The sequence below is a fragment of the Amycolatopsis sp. NPDC050768 genome, from assembly GCF_040654155.1.
Taxonomy (GTDB): Bacteria; Actinomycetota; Actinomycetes; order Mycobacteriales; family Pseudonocardiaceae; genus Amycolatopsis.
Genome location: NZ_JBFAHL010000026.1, coordinates 74,751 through 95,191 on the forward strand (window position 1 = coordinate 74,751; position 20,441 = coordinate 95,191).

Sequence of the window (20,441 nt, forward strand, 5' to 3'; positions counted from 1 at the left end):
CGTTCAGCCCGCGTCGAGGCGAGCTTCGGCGCGGGTGGGCTGGAACAGCTCGACCGGGTTGGCGGACGGATCTTCGATCAGCACCTGCCGTCCGCCGACCCCGTCGACGACCGGGCCGCGGAACGCCACCCCGGCCGCGCGCAGCCGACCGACCTCGGCGTCGAGGTCCTCGACCTCCAGCGCGAATCGGTTCCAGCCGCCCGGCTCGGGCACCCGGCCGTCCGGCAGGGCCTGTCCACCACCGGGCCCGCCGCCCGGCGCGCTGAGCAGCAGCCGCAGGTCACCGCGGGCGAGCATCGCGAAGGCCGGGGCGGGGTGCATCACCTCGCTGAATCCGAGGTGGTCGCGGTAGAACCCGATCGCGGCGTCGACGTCGTCCACGAGGTAGCGCACGCTGACTGTGGCCATGGCAGCCTCCCGAGGAACTCACGATACCTACGCCCGGTTGAAGCGCGCTGCCCATTCGTGCACGCGGTCCAGCAACTCCGGCGGTGTCACCACGCGGAACTCAGCGCCGACGACGCCGAGCGCGAGGGTGGGCCAGTCCAGCGCGTCGGCGGTCATCAGTACCCGGCAGCGGCCGGCATCGAGCTCCTCGACCGTGGTCCACTGGCCGATGCGCTCGCGTACGGTGGCGGCCGGCGCCTCGACGACGACCTCCACCCGGTAGGGCCGCGCGACGTTGTCGAGCCCGGCGCGGACGAACTCGGCGGCGTCGGTCGCGGGCAGCTCGCGCGGGCGGAACGGGGCGCCGGTGCCGTGCGGGTCGCTGAGGCGGTCGACGCGGAAGCTGCGCCAGTCGTGCCGGGCGAGGTCGTACGCGACGAGGTACCAGCGGCGGCCCACCGGTACGAGGCGAAGCGGCTCGACGTGCCGCTCGGTCTGCAGGCCGCCGGCGGCGGTGTAGGAGAACCGCAGCCGTTCGCTGTCGCGGCAGGCGAGCGCGATGGCCGTGAGCACGCCGGGGTCGACGCTGGGGCCGGGCGCGCCGTTCCAGCCGAGCGGCACGGTCATCGCGCGCAACGCGTCGACGCGCCGCCGCAGCCGGGCCGGCATCACCTGCACCACCTTCGCCAGTACGCGCAGCGACGACTCCGCGATGCCCTCGACCGAACCCTGCGCGGCGGCCTGCAGGCCCACCGCCAGCGCCACGGCCTCCTCGTCGTCGACCACCAGCGGCGGCAGCGTCGCGCCCGGCGCGAGCTGGTAACCGCCGTCGACGCCGCGCTGCGCCTCGACGGGATACCCCAGCTCACGCAGCCGGTCGACGTCGCGGCGCAGCGTCCGGATCGACACCTCCAGGCGCCCCGCCAGCTCCTGGCCGGGCCAGTACCGGTGCGTCTGCAGCAGCGACAGCAACCGCAGGGTTCGCGAGCTCGTGTTGGCCATGAATCCAGATTCTCGTCTATTGAGGTCACAAAGTGGCCGGAATGGGTTTTACCTTAGGTTTGTACGCAGACACCGACGAGAGGACGAAGCCGTGAACGAGACCCTGACGACCGACGTGACGACGGGCGAGCGCGCCGACCTGCTGGCGATGCTGGGAAAGCACCGCCACTTCCTGCGGTTCACGACGCGCGACCTCACCGATGACCAGGCCCGTCTGCGGACCACGGCCAGCGAGCTGTGCCTTGGCGGCCTCATCAAGCACGTGACGTCGGTGGAACGCGGCTGGGCGGAGTTCATCGTGCAGGGCCCGGCGGCCATGCCGGACTTCGCGGAGATGACCGAAGCCGACTTCGCCGAGCGCGCCAACGACTTCGCCCTGCTGCCCGGCGAGACGCTGGAAGGCGTGCTGGCCGTCTACGCCGACGTGGCCGCCAAGACCGACGAGCTCGTCGCCACGCTGCCCGACCTGGGCGCGACCCAGCCGTTGCCGAAGGCGCCGTGGTTCGAGGAGAACGCGAGCTGGTCGGCGCGGCGCGTGTTCGTGCACATCATCGCCGAGACCGCGCAGCACTCCGGCCACGCCGACATCATCCGCGAGTCGCTCGACGGCGCGAAGAGCATGGGCTGACCGCGCGCCGGCGGGCGCCACGTCCTCGGGCGCCCGCCGGCCGCGCTACTTCTCTTCAGCGAGCCACGGGTAGCGATCCGTGTCCTGCCCGGCGTAATCCGGATCGAGGTAGATGAAGCAGCGGTGGATGTTCCAGTCCCGGATCTCGAACACGTCGCACCATCGGCCGGCCGCCCAGTCGGGCAAGCCGGCGCGCCACGGGCCGTCGCGGTGCTCGCCGTGGCTGGTGCCTTCGACGACGACGAGGTCGCTGCCGGAGAAGATCCAGGTCAGCTCGGAGTAGTGGTGCTTGATGGCCTTCAGGGTGCCGCCGACGTCGGAGAACATCCGGCCGATCTCGTCGCGGCCGTCCGCGATGCCCCACTTCGGGAAGTAGACCTGCGCGTCGACGGCGAACAGGTCGAGAATGCCGCCACCGCTCGACGTGACGCCGCCGCGGTCGAAGGCTTTGAGGTATTCCATCGCCACGGACTTGCGCTGCTCGTCGGTCATGATCTGCGTGCTCAAGGCCATTTCGGCTCCTGCCCTCAGGCGGGCCGCCAGGCGCGGTCCACGGCGCCTGAGGCCCGGTACGCGAACGCGATGATCGGGCCGAGCGTAGCGCCACCCGCCCAGTAAGCGCGGCCCGAAGCCGAGGCCACGCAGTTGCCGACCCCGAAGAGTCCCGGGATGGGGGCACCGAGGTCGTCCAGCACCCGTCCGTCCGGGTCGGTCCGCGGGCCGCCCTTGGTGTCGAGGACGCCGCCGGTGACGAGCGCGGCGTAGTACGGACCGGTGTCGCTGATCGGCCACATCGTCGGGTTCTCGCGGCCGGGCTCCTCCTTGACCGGACCGTTGAACACCAGCTGGATCGCGGTCTCGCCGCGGGCGAAGTCCTCGTCCTTGCCGTTCGCGGCGAAGCGGTTGAACCGGTCGATCGTCCGGGGCAGGTTCTCGGCGAAGTCGTCGGCGAGGGTGAAACCACCGGTCTCGGCGGCGTGGGCCGCGAGGCGCTCGCGGATCTTCACCGTGAGCTCGTCGAGCGTCCGCGCCTTGACCACGTGGGAGTCGTCGCTGCCCGGCGGGACGATCAGGCGGCCGTATTCGTCGCCGGCGGAATGGTCCTGGCTGCGCTGGTCCCACACCTGGACGAGCACCAGGTTCGGGTACTCGCCCGCGGCCGGGTCCCATCGGAAGAACGTCCGTGCGGCCTCGTTGTAGGGCAGCTTCTCGTTGGCCACGCGCTCGCCCCGCCGGTTCACGAGGATCATCGAGTCGCCGGCCACCGAGAACATGCCGACCAGGTCGGGCCGCCCGGTCTTCTCCAGCGGCACCGGGCACATCCAGGCGTGGTTCATGGTGGCGAACTGCGTGCCCATCGCGGAGGAGATGCGGACGAAGTCGCCCTCGTTGGTCACCGCCGCGCAGCCCGGGTAGGCGGGGACGCCGAGGTAGTCGCGGCGCAGCTCGTCGTCGTGGGAGAAGCCGCCGGTGGCGAACACGACGCCCTTGCGCGCCAGCACCCGCACCGTTTGCCCGGCGGCGGTCGTGGCCTCGACACCGGCAACGCGGACACCGTCCACGACGAGCCGTTGGACCCGGTGCCCCGTGCGCAAGTCCACACCGTCGCGCTCGGCGGCCGCGGACATCTGCCGGACTGCCACTTCGCCGCCGTCGGACATCGATTCCCGGGCGCCTTCCGGCACCAGCACGCGTCCCTTCGGAGCCTTGTCCTCCGGCAGTTCCGACCAGTAGTCCGGCACGTCCGGGCAATGCCGGTAGGTGAGCGCGCCGTGCTCGGCCAGCAGCTCGGCGGCGGGGCCGGCGCTGTCGTAGAACGCGCGGGCCATCGAGGCTTCCCAGTCGGTGAGGCCGGCCGTCGGGCTCGCCGGGTCGAACCGGGTCGGCTGGGACAGGCGCGCGACGTAGCGGAGGAAGTCCTCGAATCGGTCCTCGATGCCGAGCGCGCGCATGGGCTTGTTGTTCGGCACCCAGTACCAGAACGCGGCCTTCTTGACCGTGCCGCCGAGTTCCGGTGCCTTCTCCAGCAGGACCACCTCGTTGCCCAGCCACCGGCTGAACAGCGCGGTGGGCAGGCCGGCGCCTCCGCCACCGACCACGACCACGTCGGCTTCGACGTCCGCGGACGTGAGTGTCGCGGGCCGGGCGCTCTCTCGCGGGGCGACTGAATCCTTCGTCATGCACACACCTTGCGGTTTCCCCGCGTGGCGCGGTTGTCTCACAATGAGACAGCCGCGGCGCCCGGTCGATGGCCCATGATGGGTGCGCCGGAGGTTCGGTCCGTGAACACAATGGAGTGACAACGGATGGGCTACGAGATCGACACGCGCGACGGGCTGGCCCGCCTGCGCCACGCCAGGGAAGTCTTCCTGACCGAGCGGTTGCTGCCGGAGGACCTGCCGGCCTGGTTGTCCGCCGCCTGGCGCCGCTCGAGTTTCGCCGAGCTCGACGTCACGCGTGACCACGTGCCGCAGGTGCCGGTGCCGCTGGAGACCCCGTTGGTCCGCGCCGCGACCCCGGTCCTGTCCAAATTGGCCGGTGACCTCGTCGGGCTCGGCGCCGCGGTGGTGCTCAGCGACGGCCACGCGCGGGTCGTCGGCTGCTGGGCCGACGAGGAGGCGGTGGGCGCCCACCTCGCCCGGATCGACACCCGGCTGGGTGCGGACCTGTCGGAGCGCTCCACGGGGACCAACGGGATCAGCCACGTCCTGGACACGGGCGGGCCGGTCGTGGTCGGGGGACCGGAGCACATTTTCGAGCTGTACCAGAGCACGGTGTGCGTCGGCGCCCCGGTGACCGACCCGGTCACGCGGAAGGTCAGCGGCGCGGTCGCGGTGGTGTGCGAGCTCGACGTGCCGTTGCGGGTGCTGCACGCGCTCGCGACCACGGCGACCGGCGCGATCGAGCGGGAGCTGCTGCACGCCGCCTCGGCGCACGAACACCGTCTGCTCGAGGCCTACCTGCGGGCCGGCCCCGGCCGGTACCCGATCGCTGTGCTGGACGGCCGCACCAGGCTCGTCAGCGACGCCGCCGCCGGGCTGCTGCGAGCCCGCGACATCGAAACGCTGGAGTCCTGTGCGATCGAGGCGGCGCGCGAGGGCGGGCTGACCACGACCGAACTGATCCTCGACGACGGCGTGAAGGTCCGGCTCCGGCCCGCATTGCCGGGCGACAGCCGGGGCTTGCTCGTGCTCGTCGAGCCACCGCGGCCGCGTCCGGGACGCCGGCGCGCCCGGCTTTCCCTCTTCGCCGACGCCGGGCTGGCGGGTACCTCGCCGGCCTGGCGTTCGCTCGAGCGGTCGGTGGCGCGGGCGGGCAGCCGGCCGGTGCTGCTGCTGGGCGAGCCGGGTGTGGGCAAGACCGGCGTCGCCAGGGCGGCGCTCGGTGATCCCGTCGTCCTCGAGGCCGCCGACGACGAGGGCTGGCTGGCGGAAGTCGCGGAGGCGCTGGCGGCGCCGGCAGTGCTGCTGCGCCACGTCGAGCGCCTCCCGGGGAGCCGGGCCGCGCGGCTCGCCGCCCTCCTGACCGCCGGGCATCCCGCCCGGGTGATCGCGACGCTCACGACCGGCACCGGGCCGGAGTGCGCGGACGTGCTGCGCACCGAATGGTCGCCGGTCGAGATCCTGGTGCCCAGCCTGCGCGAGCGAACGGCAGACATCCCGGAGCTCGCGCAGCGGTTCGGCCGCGGCACGCACTTCACCCAGGACGCGCGGTCGACGCTGCAGCGGCACGACTGGCCCGGCAACCTCGTCGAGCTGAAGGCCGTGGTCGTGGCGGCGGAAGCGGAGGCCGCCGGGCCGACCGTCAGCGCACGCCATCTGCCGGGACGCCTGCGCTCCTCACCGGCGCACCCGCGCCTGACGGAGCTGGAGAAGGCCGAACGCCTGGCCATCTCCGACGCGTTGCGCACCGCGAACGGCAATCGCGTGCGGGCGGCCGCCCTGCTCGGGATCGGCCGCGCGACGCTGTACCGCAAACTGCGGCGCTACGGCCTGGAGTGAGCGGGCCTGGAGTGAGCGGGCCGGGGCTCAGTTGATCCGCGTGTAGTGCATTTCGAAGTCGTGCTTCCAGTCCTTGCCCGGCATCGCCATCTCCCACGCGCCGTCGATGCGGTTGCCGTCCGCGCTGAAGGTGCCGGTGAAGCGCTGGCGGAAGTTCAGGGGCGAGAAGTCGGCGGCTTCGCGCAGCAGCGTCCACACGCCGTCGCGGAAGGTCATCGCGTAGAGGCGGCTGACGCCGCGGGCGTCGTAGTAGTGCTGGGTGAACGTGCCGTCCTCGTGGGCGGCGACGACGGAGTAGCTGTCCGGGGCCTCGGGCACGGGGACTTCGGTGCGCTGCGTGAGGTAGCGGCCGTCGAGGATCCGCTCGAAGACCGACCGGGCGACGGGCGGCGGCTGGTCGGCGGGCGCGTGGGGGAACCGGATGCTGACCGTCCACTCGCCGAGGAACGGGTCCAGGTCGTCGGTGCTCACGCGGTGCCTCCAGAGTCAGCCGGTGCGGTCGCCGAAGGATTCCAGGAGCACGCGCAGGGCGTCGGCGAGGGCGGCCTGCGCGGGCGGGTCGAGGGCGTCGAGCACCCGGTGCTCCGTGTCGAGGTGGTCGGGCAGGGCGCAGTCGATCAGCGCCTGCCCTTCGACGGTGAGGGCGACGACGATGCCGCGGCCGTCGGTTTCGCTGCGGCTGCGGGCGATCAGGCCGCGGTCTTCGAGCCGGTCGAGCCGTTGCGTCACGGCGCCGGAGGTGACCATGGCCGTGCGCATGAGCTCGGTCGGTGTCAGGCGGTGGGGCGGGTCGCTGCGGCGCAGCGTGGCGAGCACGTCGAACGACGCCGCGTCGAGGCCGTGCTTGGCGAACGTGCGGGCCAGCTCGGTGTCGATCAGGCGTGACACCCGTTTCAGCCGGCCGATCACGGCCATTGGGGACACGTCGAGGTCCGGGCGCTGCGCAGCCCACTGCGCGAGCACGGAGTCCACGTGGTCGGCCATGACGTCAGCCTAATGGGTGGCTTAGCCGTGAGGGACGTCAGCGATCTGTCGAAGTTGCTTAGTGGTGAGCTACTTTGGCCGGGTGGCCGACGTCGGGACCAGCGCCGACACGTTTCGCGGCTCCGGCGAGGGGATCCCGGACCGTGAAAAAATCTTGGTGCCCGGTATCGTCCGCGCGGTGGCGGAGGCAGTGGTGCGGCGGCGTGGGTTCGCGGTGGTGCTCCTCGTGCTCGCGGTGGCCGCGTCGGCGTGCGCGGCTTCGGACGCGGCGATCGGGCGGCTGGGCGAGGTCGTGCGCACGGCGTCGGGCCCGGTCCGCGGCACGGTGACCCCGGATCACCGCGTGTTCCAAGGGATTCCGTACGCGGCGCCGCCGGTCGGCGTGCGCCGCTGGCAGCCCCCGGCCCCGCCCGCGTCCTGGACCGCCGAGCGCGACGCCACGGCCCCCGGCCCGCGCTGCCCGCAGGGCACCGCGACCGGCACGAGCGAGGACTGCCTGTACCTCAACGTCTGGACGCCACCCGTTTCCACGGCGAAACGCCCCGTGCTCGTGTGGATCCACGGTGGCGCCTTCCTCGACGGCGGCGGTGACGGCTACGACGCCACCCGGCTGGTCGTGCGCGGCGGCGCGGTCGTCGTCACGATCAACTACCGCTTGGGAGCGCTGGGTTTCCTCGCCGACCCGGCCCTGGGCGCGCAGCCCGGAAACTACGGTTTCCTCGACCAGCAACAGGCCCTGCGCTGGGTCCACGACAACATCGCGGCCTTCGGCGGTGACCCCGACGCCGTGACCATCGCCGGCGAGTCCGCGGGCGGCATGTCGGTGTGCGACCACCTCGTCGCCCCCGGATCCCGCGGTCTCTTCCGCGCGGCGATCGTCCAAAGCGCCCCGTGCCAGGCGCAGGCCACCCTCGCGGCGGCCGGAAAGTCCAGTGTGGACTATTCGGCGGTCCACGGCTGCCCGGACCGCGCGACGGCCGCTGCCTGCCTGCGCGCGCTGCCGGTGGCGAAGCTGGCCACCGCCCCCGTCTACTACTCGCTGGCCGGCATCGAGATCCCCGGCCCGGTCACCGGTGGCACGGTCCTCCCGGCCGACCCGGTCACGGCCGTCCGGCACGGCTCCGCCGCCCCCGTGCCGGTGCTCATGGGCACGACCCACGACGAGTTCACCTACTTCCTCGCCCAGCAGCTCGCGGCCGGCGCCCCGCCCATCACCCCGGCCGGCTACCCCGCCGCCCTCGCGCGCTACTTCCCCGACGCGACGGCCGTCGCGGCCGAATACCCACCGTCCTCCTTCGGCGGCAACGCTTCCCGCGCCTACGCGGCGGCCGTCACGGACTCGTCCTTCTCCTGCGTGGCCGACCAGCTGTCGCGCTCCCTGCCGTCGGTCTGGCGCTACGACTTCACCGACGCCACCTCCCCGGCCGCCACCGGCGTCCCGGCCCCCTTCCCGCTCGGCGCGGCGCACACGTCCGAACTCCCGTACTTGTTCGACCTCGACGGCCACCCGGCCGCCCTCGCCCTCACCCCCGCGCAGAAGTCCCTGTCCGACCAGATGGTCGACGCCTGGGCGGCCTTCGTCCACGGCAGCCCGCTGTCGTCCTGGCCGGCCGGCTCGGTCGTCTCCCTCGCGGCCGACGGCCTTCACCCGGACCCCGGCTTCGCCGCCGACCACCACTGCACGTTCTGGCACCGGAACACCCCGTGACTCACTGACGATCTGCTCTGCGACGCGCGGGTGTTTTCCGGTGTCGTTGCACGTTCGGCCCCTTGTCGCGCTCCTACTGTCGAACGGCTTGCGCCAGGGGAGGGAGAGCGATGCCGGGTGAGCGATCGTGCCGATTTCGACGACTTCTTCCGCGCTGACTTCCCGCTCCTCGTCGGCTTCCTGCGCAAGCAGGGCCACGACCGCACCACCGCCGAGGACGCCGCCCAGGAGGCGATGACGAAGGCGTTGTCTTCGTGGGACGGCATCACGCACCCGAAAGCCTGGGTGCGTACGACAGCCGTCCGGGCCGCGAACAACAACCACCGGCAGCGGAAAGGCCACGAGGACTTCGAACCGGAGAAACACCCGGCGGTCTCCGACCCCGGCCTGGTCGAGTACGAAGAACGAACCTTGATCGTGCAGGTGCTGGAGCAGTTGCCGCCGCGGCAGCGCGAGGTCATGGCCTGGTACATCGACGGCTACTCGGTCGAGGAGATCGCAGCGGCGCTGACGATGCGGCCGAGCACCGTGCGATCCAACCTGCGCCACGCGCGCCGGCAGCTCGAACGTCTTTACGTGGGGAGGAGGGAAGCGCGATGACCGACCGGAAGTACGTGCCCGACTGGCTGGCCGCCGCGGACAGCGCCTTCACCGGCGCTCTGCGGGAGGAGTTGGAGCTCGACAAGATGCTGGCGCAGGTCAAGAGCCGGGTGATGAGCCAGGAGCTGGGCGCCGACTCGACCTCGGCGCGCATCCTGCGCGACGGCTTCGATGAGATCGTCGCCCAAGCCGCGCAGGGCGATCGCGAAGCGATGATCCAGATTCTCGTAGCGGTGCGGCCTCTTGTCGTGCGGTATTGCCGGGCGCGGACCGGGCGGCAGAAAGGCGGGTTCGCGAGCGCGGACGACATCGCACAAGAGGTTTGCCTCGCGGTGCTCAGGCAACTGCCCGACTACGACCGCGGCCATTCGTCGTTTCTCCCGCTCGTGTACGGCATCGCACAGCACAAGGTGACCGACGCGCGCAGGGCGGCCGGCGCGGTCGTCAGTCGGCAGGCGCTGGACGAGCGCATGACCAACCTCATGCGGATCCTGCCCGACCGGCAGCGTGAGATCCTCGTCCTGCGCGTGATCATCGGCCTGACCGCCGAGGAGACCGCCGAGGCGCTGGGCCTCAGCGCGGGCGCTGTCCGCGTGCAGCAGCACCGGGCGCTCACCCGGTTGCGCAAGGAGCTCGACCCCGGCTGAGGCACCATGACCCCATGACCGTCACCGCCGCGGCTCTCGAACGCGCGCTCACCTGCGTCGACACCACGCTCCGGCCCACCCTCGCCCAAGACTGGACCCGCAAAGCCGGCGAGCTCGAGTGGGACTGCCGCCAGACCGCGGAGCACGTCGGGGACGTCCTGATGTCCTACGCCGCCCAGGTGGTCAGCCGGCCGCAGGACCACTACGTGCGCTTCCTCGCCAAGGCCGACGAAGGCGCCACACCAGACGAACTCCTGGAGCTCGCCCTCACCGGCGCCCGACTTCTTCAAGCGGCCGTCAGCACGAGCGCGGAAGACACCCGGGCCTACCACCCCACCGGCCGCGCCGATCTGGCCGGCTTCGCAGCCATGGGCTGCGCCGAACTCCTGCTGCACGGCGAAGACCTGGCCACCGGACTCGGCACCGAGCTCGACCCGCCCCGCGAGGTCTGCGCGAACGTCGTCGCGCGGCTGTTCCCCGGCGAGGCCCCGGCGTCCGATCCGTGGGACGGCCTCCGCTGGTGCGCGGGCCGGATCGCGTTGCCGGGCAGGTCACGGCGGACGGAGTGGAAGTGGCGGGGTGCGCCGCTCGGTGACTGACCGTCCCGGAGTGTGAACAGTGGCTGCCTGTAACAGGGGGATCCGGTAGTCTCGACTACCAAGGTCGAGAGGCGCTGCAACGGACCACGTGAGTCCGCCACGCTCGGCCGGCTCCACTGTGAACCGAAGGGCGCCTCCGTGACTACGACGGAGGTGGCATGACCCAGCAGCGCAGGATTCAGCAGTGCAGGACCAAAAACGTGCGGGACCTGCTCGACCAGCGCATCGCCGTGCTCGACGGCGCGTGGGGCACGATGCTGCAGGGCGCCGGTCTGACCCCCGAGGACTACCGCGACGAGTGGCTCGAGGGACACCCCAAGGACGTCACCGGCGACCCGGACCTGCTGAACCTCACCCGGCCCGACGTGATCCTCGACGTCCACCGCCAGTACCTGGCCGCGGGCGCGGACATCACGACCACCAACACCTTCACCGCCACCAGCATCGGCCAGGCCGACTACGGCCTGCAGGACCACGTGCGCGAGATGAACCTGCGCGGGGCCGCGCTGGCGCGCCAGGCGGCCGACGAGTTCGGCGGCCGCTTCGTGGCCGGCTCCATCGGCCCGCTCAACGTCACGCTCTCCCTCTCGCCGCGCGTCGAGGACCCGGCGTTCCGTGCGGTGACCTTCGACGAGGTCAAGGCGTCCTACGCCGAGCAGATCCAGGCGCTCGCCGACGGCGGTGTCGACCTGCTGCTCATCGAGACGATCTTCGACACCCTCAACGCCAAGGCCGCCATCACGGCCGCGCGCGAGGTCGCACCGCACCTGCCGCTGTGGATCTCCGTGACGATCGTGGACCTGTCGGGCCGCACGCTGTCCGGGCAGACGGTGGAGGCGTTCTGGAGCTCCGTCGCCCACGCGGAACCGCTGGTCGTCGGCGTGAACTGCTCGCTGGGTGCCGCGGAGATGCGCCCGCACGTGGAGGAGCTGGCGAAGATCGCGGGCACCTACACCGCGTGCCACCCCAACGCCGGCCTGCCCAACGCGTTCGGCGGCTACGACCAGACGCCCGCCGAGACCGGCGGCATGCTCGGCGAGTTCGCGGGCGAGGGCATGGTCAACATCGTCGGCGGCTGCTGCGGCACCACGCCCGCGCACATCGCGAAGATCGCCGAAGCCGTGCAGGGCGTGGCACCGCGCGAGGTGCCCGACCCGGCGCACCGCTCGCGCTTCAGCGGGCTGGAGCCGTTCACGATCGGCGAGGACACCGGGTTCGTGATGATCGGTGAGCGCACCAACGTCACGGGGTCCGCGAAGTTCCGCCGCCTCATCGAGGGCGACAACCACCAGGCGGCCGTGGACGTCGCGCTGGAGCAGGTGCGCGGCGGTGCCAACCTGCTCGACGTGAACATGGACGCGGACCTGCTCGACTCCGTGCAGGCGATGACCACGTTCCTCAACCTGATCGCCACCGAGCCCGAGGTCGCGCGCATCCCGGTGATGATCGACAGCTCGCGCTGGAGCGTGCTCGAAGCCGGCCTGCGGTGCGTGCAGGGCAAGGGCGTGGTCAACTCCATCAGCCTCAAGGAGGGTGAGGGCCCGTTCCTGGAGCAGGCCCGCCGCATCCGCGACTACGGCGCCGGTGTCGTCGTGATGGCCTTCGACGAGAAGGGCCAGGCCGACACCGCGCAGCGCAAGGTGGACATCTGCGCCCGCGCCTACGATCTGCTCACGCAGCAGGCCGGCTTCGCGGGCGAGGACATCATCTTCGACCCGAACGTGCTGGCCGTCGCCACCGGCATCAGCGAGCACAACGGCTACGCCAAGGCCTTCATCGAGGCCCTGCCTCGGATCAAGGAGCGCTGCCCCGGCGCGCACACGTCCGGCGGCATCTCGAACCTGTCGTTCTCCTTCCGCGGCAACGACGTCGTGCGCGAGGCGATGCACTCGGCGTTCCTGTTCCACGCCGTGCGCGCGGGGCTCGATATGGGCATCGTCAACGCGGGCCAGCTCGCCGTCTACGAGGACATCCCGAAGGACCTGCTGGAGCTCGTCGAGGACGTGCTCTTCGACCGCCGTGAGGACGCGACCGACCGGCTCGTCGAGTTCGCCGAGACGGTGAAGGGCAGCGGTACCAAGCGAACTGTCGACCTGTCTTGGCGTGAGGGCCCGGTCGGCGCACGGCTGTCGCACGCGCTGGTGCACGGCATCGTCGACTTCATCGAGGCCGACACCGAAGAGGCGCGTCAGCAGTTCGACCGGCCGCTCGAGGTGATCGAGGGCCCGCTGATGGACGGCATGAAGATCGTCGGCGACCTGTTCGGCTCCGGCAAGATGTTCCTGCCGCAGGTCGTGAAGAGCGCCCGCGTGATGAAGCGGTCGGTGGCCTACCTGGAGCCGTACATGGAGGCGGAGAAGGAGAAGATGCGCCTCGAAGGCCGCATCGAGACCTCCCGCGGCCAGGGGAAGGTCGTGCTCGCCACGGTGAAGGGCGACGTGCACGACATCGGCAAGAACATCGTCGGCGTGGTGCTGGGCTGCAACAACTACGAGGTGATCGACCTCGGCGTGATGGTCCCCGCCGCGCGGATCCTCGACACGGCGGTGGCCGAGAGCGCCGACGTGATCGGGCTGTCCGGGCTGATCACGCCGTCGCTCGACGAGATGGTCAGCGTGGCCACGGAAATGCAGCGGCGCGGGCTGAAGCTGCCGCTGCTCATCGGCGGCGCCACCACGTCGAAGCAGCACACGGCCGTGAAGATCGCGCCGGTCTACGACCACTCCACCCTGCACGTGCTCGACGCGTCGCGCGTGGTCGGCGTGGTGTCCGACCTGCTCGACACGGAGCGTTCCGACGTGCTCGACGTCGCCAACCGCGCGGAGCAGCAGCGGCTGCGCGAGCAGCACGAGAACCGCCACGCGACGCCGTTGCTCACCGTCGAGCGGGCCCGCGCCAACCGCGAGCAGGTGTCGTTCGACGACGTGCCCGTGCCGGAGTTCACGGGCGTGCGCGTGGTCGAGCCGACGATCGCCGAGCTGCGCGAGATGGTCGACTGGCAGTTCCTGTTCCTGGCCTGGGAGCTCAAGGGCAAATACCCGGCGATCCTGGAGCAGCCCGTCGCGCGCGAGCTCTTCGACGACGCCAACACGCTGCTCGACGAGATCATCGCCAACGGCTCGTTCACCGCCCGCGGCTCGTACGGCTACTGGCCGGCGCACTCCGAGGGCGACGACATCCTGCTCGACGGCGAGTACGCCGGCCGCGGTTTCCCCATGCTGCGCCAGCAGACGAAGAAGCCCGAAGGCCGCGCCAACCGCTGCCTGTCCGACTACATCGCGCCGTCCGGCGACCACCTCGGCGGCTTCGCCGTGGCCATCCACGGCGCCGAGGATCTGGCGCACCACTACGAAGCCGAGCACGACGACTACCGCGCCATCATGGTCAAGGCCCTGGCCGACCGCCTGGCCGAGGCCTTCGCCGAGTTCATCCACCTGGAGGCGCGCCGCCGCTGGTTCGAGCCCGACGCGCAGCCCAAGCTGGAGGACCTGCACGCCGAACGCTTCCGCGGTATCCGCCCGGCGCTGGGTTACCCCGCGAGCCCTGACCACAGCGAGAAGAAGGAGCTCTTCGACCTGCTCGGCGCCCGCGAGCTCGGTATCGACCTCACCGAGTCGTACGCGATGACCCCGGCCGCCGCCGTCAGCGGCCTGATCTTCGCGCACCCCGAGTCCCGTTACTTCACCGTCGGGCGCCTCGGCCGCGACCAGGTCGAGGACTACGCCCGCCGGCGTGGCCTGGACCTGGACGAGGTGGAACGCTGGCTGCGGCCGAACCTGGCCTACTGACCCGGAAGCACGGCCGGCGTGGGTCACACCACGTCGGCTGTGTCCGGTTCCGGTAGTCGATCGGGCACGAACGGGACGAAACGATCTGGCCCGGCGGCTCGAAAGGCCGCCCGGACCTGCGCAAAGGCGGTGCTGCGGCTACGTTCTCCCCGTGCGTGGATTGAGTGCGGTGAGGTTCGGCGCGGTGGCGCTGCTCGTGGTGGTCGCGGCGGGTGCGGTGGTGCTGGCGGCCGGCAACGCGTGGTGGTGGTTCCTCGCCGGGCCGCTGCTGGTGCCGGCGCTGGTCGGCGTGTACGACCTGCTGCAGACGAAGCATTCCGTGCTGCGCAACTACCCCGTGCTCGGCCACGCGCGGTTCCTGCTGGAGGCCATCCGCCCGGAGTTGCAGCAGTACTTCATCGAGCGCAACTTCGACGGGCGCCCGTACGACCGCAACGTGCGCAGCATCGTCTACCAGCGCGCGAAGGGCACCGACGCGGAGGAGCCGTTCGGCACCGAGCGCGACGTGTACGCCGACGGCTACGAGTTCCTCGTGCCCTCCATGGCGCCGGTCAAGCAGGCGGAGACGCCGCCGCGCGTGCGGATCGGCGGGCCGGACTGCACGAAGCCCTACGACATGGCGTTGCTGAACGTCTCCGCGATGAGCTTCGGCAGCCTGTCGGCCAACGCGATCCTCGCGCTCAACAAGGGCGCCGCGCTCGGCGGGTTCGCGCACGACACGGGCGAGGGCGGGCTGTCCGAGTACCACCTGCGCGGCGGGGGAGACCTGATCTGGGAGGTCGGCACCGGCTACTTCGGCTGCCGCACCTCCGACGGCGACTTCGACCCCGCCGAGTTCTCCGACAAGGCGCAGCACGACGCGGTGAAGTGCGTGTCGCTCAAGCTTTCCCAGGGTGCGAAGCCCGGGATCGGCGGGGTGCTGCCGGGGTCGAAGGTCAATGCCGAGATCGCCCGGGTGCGCGACGTCCCGATCGGGCAGACCGTGATTTCCCCGCCGTACCACCGCGTTTTCTCCACCCCGCGCGAGCTGGTGCACTTCGTCGCGCGCATGCGCGAGCTCGCGGACGGCAAGCCCACCGGCTTCAAGCTGTGCGTCGGCTCGCGGCGGCAGATGCTGGCGCTGTGCAAGGCGATGGCGGACGAAGAGGTCACGCCCGACTTCATCGTCGTCGACGGTTCCGAGGGTGGCACCGGCGCCGCGCCGCTGGAGTTCGCCGACCACCTCGGCACGCCGCTCACCGAAGGGCTCATCACCGTCCACAACGCACTCGTCGGCACCGGCCTGCGCGACCGCATCCGCTTGGGCGCCAGCGGAAAGGTCGCCACGGGCGCCGATCTGGTGAAGCGCCTGGTCCAAGGCGCCGACTACACCAACGCCGCGCGGGCGATGATGTTCGCCGTCGGGTGCATCCAGTCGCAGCGCTGCCACACCAACAAGTGCCCGGTCGGCGTCGCCACACAGGACCCGCGGCGCGGGCGCGCGCTCGACGTCGGGGACAAGTCGCAGCGGGTTCAGCGCTACCAGCACTCGACCGTCGCCGGTGCCCTGCAGATCATGGCCGCGATGGGCGTGTCCGAACCGGCCGACCTCGCGCCGCACCAGCTGCGCCGCCGCCTCGACCCGCACGTGGTGCGCTCCTACGCCGAGCTGTACGACTGGCTGGAGCCGGGGCAACTGCTCGCCGAGCCGCCCGAGGAGTGGGCCGTCGACTGGAAGGCCGCGGACCCCGACCGGTTCACCGTGTAGCGGGACGCTCCGGTATGTCCGGCATAGGCCGCACGCTGCGGCCGGGCTAGGGTGAGCGGAGGTTGAAAAGGCAGCCTTCGAGCCCCGGTGTGGATTCGTCCGCGCCAGGGCTCTCCTTCGTGTCGCCTCGAATCGCGCGCGGGTGGTATCGGGACGGCACGGTTCTCGAAAGGCTGGTCGCTCTGTCGAACAGGGAATCGCCGGACACCATGGAGCGGGACACCTCACCGGTGCTCCCGCCGGCCGTTCCGGCCACGCCGGGTTCGCGGTTGCGCGTCCTCCTGATCGAGGACGACGACGGCGACGCCCTGATCGTGGAAGAGCTGCTCGCCGACGCCGCGGTGCCGGCCACCCTCGCCCGCGCGCGGACGCTGGCCGAAGCCCTCGCCGGCCCGGTCGTCGCCGACTGCATCCTGCTCGACCTCCAGCTCCCCGACGCCATGGGGCTCACCGGGCTCACGCGGGTGCGCCAGCACGCGCCCGGTACCGCAGTGGTGGTTCTGACCGGGCAGAACGACGAGACCACCGGGGTCGCCGCCGTCGCCGCGGGCGCCCAGGACTACCTCGGCAAGAACCAGGTCGACGGCCCGCTGCTGGGTAAGGCGCTGCGCTACGCGTGGGAACGCAAGCGCACCGAGCAGGTGGAGCAGCAGCTGCTGCAGCAACAGCTGCTGGCCAGCGAGAACTCGCGTCTGGAACGCGGTCTGCTGCCCACCCCGCTGCTCGCCGACCCGCGCCTGGAGCTGGCGTCGAAGTACCGCCCGGGCCGCAACGGCTCACTGCTGGGCGGCGACTTCTACGACGCCGTGGAGCTCACCGACGGCACCGTGCACCTGGTGATCGGCGACGTCTGCGGCCACGGCCCGGACGAAGCCGCCCTCGGCGTCGCGCTGCGCATCGCGTGGCGCGCGCTGGTGCTGGCCGGCATGCCGATGGCCGACGTGCTCGCGACGGTCGAGCGCGTCCTCGTGCACGAGCGGATCCGCCCGCTGTTCGCGACGCTGTGCACGGTCGTCGTCGCTCCCGACCGCCGATCGGCGCGGATGAGCCTCGCCGGCCACCCGCCCCCGCTGCTGATCAGCCGCGACGGCACCGGCCGCCTGCTGTCCGGCGAAAGGCTGGGCGTGCCGCTCGGCGTCGTCCCGGACGCGCGCTGGGACCCGCTGGACGTCGACCTGGAACCCGGCTGGTCGCTCGTGCTCTACACCGACGGCATCTTCGAGGGCCGCGTCGGCGGCGGAGCGGAGCGCCTCGGCCACGAAGAGATGGCGCGGCTGCTCGTCGAGCTCCTCGGCGAGGCCGGCCCGGACACCGGCCACGGCGTGGTGCTCGACCGGCTCATCACCTGTGTCGAGGAGCTCAACGCCGGCCCGCTCGACGACGACGTCGCCCTCACCATGCTCACGCACCTCGAAGATCGTGCGGAGGCCGCGGAGTGAGCCGGTACGTCCGCGCGCAGCCGCACTGGCCGATCCGCCGCTGGGTTTCGGTGGTCGGCCTCGTCGAGGCGGTGCTCCTGCTGGCGGCGGTCGCCGGCGGGGTCCTCGCGGTGGGCAACCTCAACGACGCCCGCAGCCGTCTGCTTGACCAGAGCGGCCCGCAGCTGTTGCAGGCCAACGCGCTTTCGCAGGCGCTGCTGAACCAGGAGACCGGCATCCGCGGGTTCCTGCTCACCGGCCGGCGCGAGTTCCTCGACCCCTACCTGGCGGGCCGCACGCAGCAGGACGACGCCGCGGCCGAGCTGCGTCGCCTCGGTGCGCTGCCCGGCACCCAGGTCGGCGACGACCTCGAGTCCGTGCTGCGCGCCGCCGGCGCGTGGCAGGACGCGGTCACGAAGCCGACGTCACCCGGAGCCCCGCCGCCCGGAATCGGCGCGGCCGATGCCGGCAAGACACTGTTCGACCGGGTCCGGGTCACCCTTGGCACGCTCTCGGCGCACGTGTCCGCCGCGCGTGACGTCGGCCGGGCCGACCTCAACGGCGCCGCCAGCCAGCTCACCGTGCTGCTGCTCGTGATCGCCGGGCTCGTGGTGATCCTGTTGGTCCTGCTGTGGGTCTGGCTGCGCCGCGTGATCACGGTGCCGATCATGCGGCTGGCCGCCGAGGTCCGCGCGGTGTCCGCCACCGACGACATCCACCGGCCCGTGCGCGGCACCGGCCCGCGCGAGCTCGTGGAGCTGGGCTCCGACGTCGACGCGATGCGCCTGCGGATCGTGAGCGAGGTCAGCGAGCTGGAGCAGGCGCACGAGCTGCTCGACACCCGCACGCAGGAGCTCGAACGGTCCAATTCGGACCTCGAGCAGTTCGCCTACGTGGCCTCGCACGACCTGCAGGAGCCGCTGCGCAAGGTGGCGAGCTTCTGCCAGCTGCTCGAACGCCGCTACAAGGGCCAGCTCGACGAACGCGGCGAGCAGTACATCGCCTTCGCCGTCGACGGCGCGAAGCGCATGCAGAACCTCATCAACGACCTGCTTTCCTTCTCCCGTGTGGGCCGCCGCGCCGGCGAGATGACCATGGTGGACACCGGGAAGCTGCTCGACGACGCGCTCGGCAACCTCGAGCCCGTGATCGAGGAGACCGGCGCGCGGATCGAGCGCGATGAGCTGCCCCGGGTCCGGGGCGAAGGGCCGCTGCTCACTGCCGTGCTGCAGAACCTGGTCAACAACGCGCTGAAGTTCCACGGCGAAGTCCCGCCCGTCGTCCGCGTGAGCGCCGAGCGCCAGGGCGACGAGTGGCTGTTCTCCGTGTCCGACAACGGGATCGGCATCGAGGCGCAGTACGCCGAGCGGATCTTCGTGATCTTCCAGCGGCTGCACCGCAAGTCGGCCTACAGCGGGACCGGGATCGGGCTCGCGATGTGCCGCAAGATCGTGGAGTTCCACGGCGGCCGCATCTGGCTCGACACCGAGGTGACCGAAGGCAGCCGCTTCCGCTTCACCTTGCCCGCGCCCGATCCGTCGCCCGAGCCGGAACCAGCGCGGACCGCGCACACCGAGCCCCTGATCGAGACCCGAACCGGGAACGAGGACGCATGACCGAAACCATGGCCCCCATCGACATCCTGCTCGTCGAGGACGACCCGGGCGACGTGTTGATGACGCAGGAGGCGTTCGAGCACCACAAGATCCGCAACGCGCTCTACGTGGTGGCCGACGGGGTGGAGGCCCTGCAGTTCCTGCGCCGCGAGGACCGGTACGCCGACGCGCCGCGCCCGGGCCTGATCCTGCTGGACCTCAACCTGCCCCGCAAGGACGGGCGCGAGGTGCTCGCCGAGGTCAAGGCGACGCCGGAGCTGCGCAGCATCCCGGTCGTCGTGCTGACGACGTCGGAGGCGGAGGAGGACATCCTGCGCAGCTACGACCTGCACGCCAACGCGTACGTGACCAAGCCCGTGGACTTCGACCGGTTCGTGGAGGTCGTGCGCCAGATCGACGACTTCTTCGTCACCGTCGTGAAGCTGCCGCGCTGAGCGCCGGCAGTGGCGCGCGCGGCGGCGATCCTGCACGATGGGATCTTGTGACGTCTTCTCACCGGGATGTGCCCGAGACCGGCGACCTGCTGGTCACGGTGCGGCGTCACGAGCGGGCCGCCGTGGTGACCGTCGCGGGCGAGATCGACCTCGTCACCGCGCCCGAGCTCGACGAGATCGTGACCGGCGTGGTCGACGAGAGTCCCGAGGTACTCGTGGTCGACCTGCGCAAGGTCACCTTCCTCAGCTCGGCCGGGCTCCAGGTGCTGGCCGCGGCGCACCAGCGGCTGGGGGAGCGAAGGCTGCGCGTGGTCTCGACGTCGCACGTCACGACGCGGCCGCTCACCAGCACCGGGCTCGACACGTGGATCGGCCTGTTCACCACCGTCGACGAGGCGCTCGCTTCGGGAACGGAGGCGTGATCGTGGCCCTGCCCGAAGACAAGCTCCCCCAGGACATCCAGCCGGGCGGGACCCCGCTGAGCTGCCGCGACGTCGTGGCCGAGCCAGGTGCCCTGCGCGCGCTGCGCCACCGGCTCACGGCGTGGGTGCGCGCGGCGGGCGTGCCCGAGGACCGGGCGCAGGACATCGTGCTCGCCAGTTACGAAGCGCTGGCCAACGTCGCAGACCACGCGTACGGCGGCGACGGGCGGGGTCTGCTCGACCTCGAAGCCGTGGTGCGGCGGGACCGCGTCGAGATCGTGATCACCGATCACGGGCATTGGCGCGCGCCGGTCGACGACCCGAACCCCGTGTCGCTGCGTGGCCGGGGGCTTCTGCTGCTGCGGGCGAGCGCCGACCACGCCGACATCGTGCCCGGCGTGGACGGCACCGTGGTCACCCTCGGCTGGAACCTGATCCCCGCCCGGTCGCACTGACGGGC

The 20,441-nt window shown here is 71.5% G+C and carries 19 protein-coding genes; 13 read left to right on the top strand and 6 right to left on the bottom strand.

The genetic code is table 11. From position 1 onward, the window contains the following. Positions 1–3 precede the first annotated feature (3 nt). Positions 4–408 (bottom strand): VOC family protein, encoded by a 405-nt coding sequence (locus AB0H62_RS46175; RefSeq protein ID WP_220238939.1) that lies wholly within the window; start codon positions 406–408, stop codon positions 4–6. A gap of 27 nt (positions 409–435) precedes the next feature. Next, entirely contained in the window at positions 436–1,389 is a 954-nt protein-coding gene (locus AB0H62_RS46180; protein WP_360592469.1) for a YafY family protein, read from the bottom strand. Positions 1,390–1,537: 148 nt separating this feature from the next. Between AB0H62_RS46180 and AB0H62_RS46185 the strand changes: the two genes are divergently transcribed. Further along, entirely contained in the window at positions 1,538–2,017 is a 480-nt protein-coding gene (locus AB0H62_RS46185) for a DinB family protein (protein ID WP_255638813.1), read from the top strand. Positions 2,018–2,062: 45 nt separating this feature from the next. Here the strand turns inward: AB0H62_RS46185 and AB0H62_RS46190 are convergent, their stop codons facing one another. Then, the gene (locus tag AB0H62_RS46190; protein ID WP_360592471.1) at positions 2,063–2,530 is read right to left on the bottom strand and encodes a nuclear transport factor 2 family protein; all 468 of its coding nucleotides are present in this window, start codon (positions 2,528–2,530) and stop codon (positions 2,063–2,065) included. Between the two features lie 14 nt (positions 2,531–2,544). Beyond that, complete coding sequence (locus tag AB0H62_RS46195; protein ID WP_360592473.1) at positions 2,545–4,197, bottom strand: FAD-dependent oxidoreductase; 1,653 nt, start codon at positions 4,195–4,197, stop codon at positions 2,545–2,547. Positions 4,198–4,323: 126 nt separating this feature from the next. On the opposite strand from AB0H62_RS46195, the gene AB0H62_RS46200 reads away from it, so the two are divergent. Continuing rightward, complete coding sequence (locus AB0H62_RS46200; protein ID WP_360592474.1) at positions 4,324–6,018, top strand: helix-turn-helix domain-containing protein; 1,695 nt, start codon at positions 4,324–4,326, stop codon at positions 6,016–6,018. 27 nt (positions 6,019–6,045) lie between these two features. Here the strand turns inward: AB0H62_RS46200 and AB0H62_RS46205 are convergent, their stop codons facing one another. Together AB0H62_RS46205 and AB0H62_RS46210 are read right to left on the bottom strand one after the other, a co-directional pair. After that, positions 6,046–6,489, bottom strand: coding sequence for a hypothetical protein (locus AB0H62_RS46205; RefSeq protein WP_360592475.1), 444 nt, complete (start codon positions 6,487–6,489; stop codon positions 6,046–6,048). A gap of 15 nt (positions 6,490–6,504) precedes the next feature. After that, on the bottom strand, positions 6,505–7,002 hold the full coding sequence (locus tag AB0H62_RS46210; RefSeq protein WP_360592477.1) for a MarR family transcriptional regulator: 498 nt from the start codon (positions 7,000–7,002) through the stop codon (positions 6,505–6,507). A gap of 82 nt (positions 7,003–7,084) precedes the next feature. Here AB0H62_RS46210 and AB0H62_RS46215 point away from each other — a divergent pair, with 82 nt between their 5' ends. From AB0H62_RS46215 to AB0H62_RS46265, 11 genes are all read left to right on the top strand, one after another. Beyond that, the gene (locus AB0H62_RS46215; RefSeq protein WP_360592479.1) at positions 7,085–8,710 is read left to right on the top strand and encodes a carboxylesterase family protein; all 1,626 of its coding nucleotides are present in this window, start codon (positions 7,085–7,087) and stop codon (positions 8,708–8,710) included. Between the two features lie 117 nt (positions 8,711–8,827). Further along, a complete protein-coding gene (locus tag AB0H62_RS46220) occupies positions 8,828–9,310 on the top strand; it encodes a sigma-70 family RNA polymerase sigma factor (RefSeq protein ID WP_220238947.1) in 483 nt (160 codons plus the stop codon). Positions 9,311–9,423: 113 nt separating this feature from the next. Beyond that, complete coding sequence (locus AB0H62_RS46225) at positions 9,424–9,957, top strand: sigma-70 family RNA polymerase sigma factor (protein ID WP_360592531.1); 534 nt, start codon at positions 9,424–9,426, stop codon at positions 9,955–9,957. Between the two features lie 14 nt (positions 9,958–9,971). After that, positions 9,972–10,556, top strand: a complete 585-nt coding sequence (locus AB0H62_RS46230) for a DinB family protein (protein WP_220238948.1) — start codon at positions 9,972–9,974, stop codon at positions 10,554–10,556. Positions 10,557–10,714: 158 nt separating this feature from the next. Next, on the top strand, positions 10,715–14,344 hold the full coding sequence (gene metH, locus AB0H62_RS46235) for a methionine synthase (RefSeq protein ID WP_360592480.1): 3,630 nt from the start codon (positions 10,715–10,717) through the stop codon (positions 14,342–14,344). Positions 14,345–14,495: 151 nt separating this feature from the next. Continuing rightward, complete coding sequence (locus tag AB0H62_RS46240) at positions 14,496–16,091, top strand: FMN-binding glutamate synthase family protein (RefSeq protein WP_220238950.1); 1,596 nt, start codon at positions 14,496–14,498, stop codon at positions 16,089–16,091. A 209-nt stretch (positions 16,092–16,300) separates the two neighbouring features. Next, positions 16,301–17,530, top strand: coding sequence for a SpoIIE family protein phosphatase (locus AB0H62_RS46245; protein ID WP_360592481.1), 1,230 nt, complete (start codon positions 16,301–16,303; stop codon positions 17,528–17,530). Further along, complete coding sequence (locus tag AB0H62_RS46250; RefSeq protein WP_360592483.1) at positions 17,527–19,125, top strand: ATP-binding protein; 1,599 nt, start codon at positions 17,527–17,529, stop codon at positions 19,123–19,125. Before AB0H62_RS46245 ends, AB0H62_RS46250 begins: the two co-directional genes overlap by 4 nt. Then, positions 19,122–19,559 carry a response regulator gene (locus tag AB0H62_RS46255; protein WP_220238953.1) on the top strand — a complete coding sequence of 146 codons (438 nt, stop codon included), beginning with the start codon at positions 19,122–19,124 and terminating at the stop codon, positions 19,557–19,559. Before AB0H62_RS46250 ends, AB0H62_RS46255 begins: the two co-directional genes overlap by 4 nt. A 47-nt stretch (positions 19,560–19,606) precedes the next feature. Next, on the top strand, positions 19,607–19,981 hold the full coding sequence (locus AB0H62_RS46260; RefSeq protein WP_360592485.1) for an STAS domain-containing protein: 375 nt from the start codon (positions 19,607–19,609) through the stop codon (positions 19,979–19,981). A gap of 2 nt (positions 19,982–19,983) precedes the next feature. Next, the gene (locus AB0H62_RS46265; RefSeq protein WP_360592486.1) at positions 19,984–20,436 is read left to right on the top strand and encodes an ATP-binding protein; all 453 of its coding nucleotides are present in this window, start codon (positions 19,984–19,986) and stop codon (positions 20,434–20,436) included. The last annotated feature ends 5 nt before the right edge of the window (positions 20,437–20,441 follow it).

Coding starts and splice junctions, on each gene's coding strand:
- AB0H62_RS46185 (WP_255638813.1), top strand. CDS start 1,538: ATGCTGGGAAAGCACCGCCACTTCCTGCGGTTCACGACGCGCGACCTC.
- metH (WP_360592480.1), top strand. CDS start 10,715: ATGACCCAGCAGCGCAGGATTCAGCAGTGCAGGACCAAAAACGTGCGG.
- AB0H62_RS46225 (WP_360592531.1), top strand. CDS start 9,424: ATGAGCCAGGAGCTGGGCGCCGACTCGACCTCGGCGCGCATCCTGCGC.
- AB0H62_RS46195 (WP_360592473.1), bottom strand. CDS start 4,197: ATGACGAAGGATTCAGTCGCCCCGCGAGAGAGCGCCCGGCCCGCGACA.
- AB0H62_RS46230 (WP_220238948.1), top strand. CDS start 9,972: ATGACCGTCACCGCCGCGGCTCTCGAACGCGCGCTCACCTGCGTCGAC.
- AB0H62_RS46255 (WP_220238953.1), top strand. CDS start 19,122: ATGACCGAAACCATGGCCCCCATCGACATCCTGCTCGTCGAGGACGAC.
- AB0H62_RS46190 (WP_360592471.1), bottom strand. CDS start 2,530: ATGGCCTTGAGCACGCAGATCATGACCGACGAGCAGCGCAAGTCCGTG.
- AB0H62_RS46210 (WP_360592477.1), bottom strand. CDS start 7,002: ATGGCCGACCACGTGGACTCCGTGCTCGCGCAGTGGGCTGCGCAGCGC.
- AB0H62_RS46245 (WP_360592481.1), top strand. CDS start 16,301: ATGGAGCGGGACACCTCACCGGTGCTCCCGCCGGCCGTTCCGGCCACG.
- AB0H62_RS46180 (WP_360592469.1), bottom strand. CDS start 1,389: ATGGCCAACACGAGCTCGCGAACCCTGCGGTTGCTGTCGCTGCTGCAG.
- AB0H62_RS46200 (WP_360592474.1), top strand. CDS start 4,324: ATGGGCTACGAGATCGACACGCGCGACGGGCTGGCCCGCCTGCGCCAC.
- AB0H62_RS46175 (WP_220238939.1), bottom strand. CDS start 408: ATGGCCACAGTCAGCGTGCGCTACCTCGTGGACGACGTCGACGCCGCG.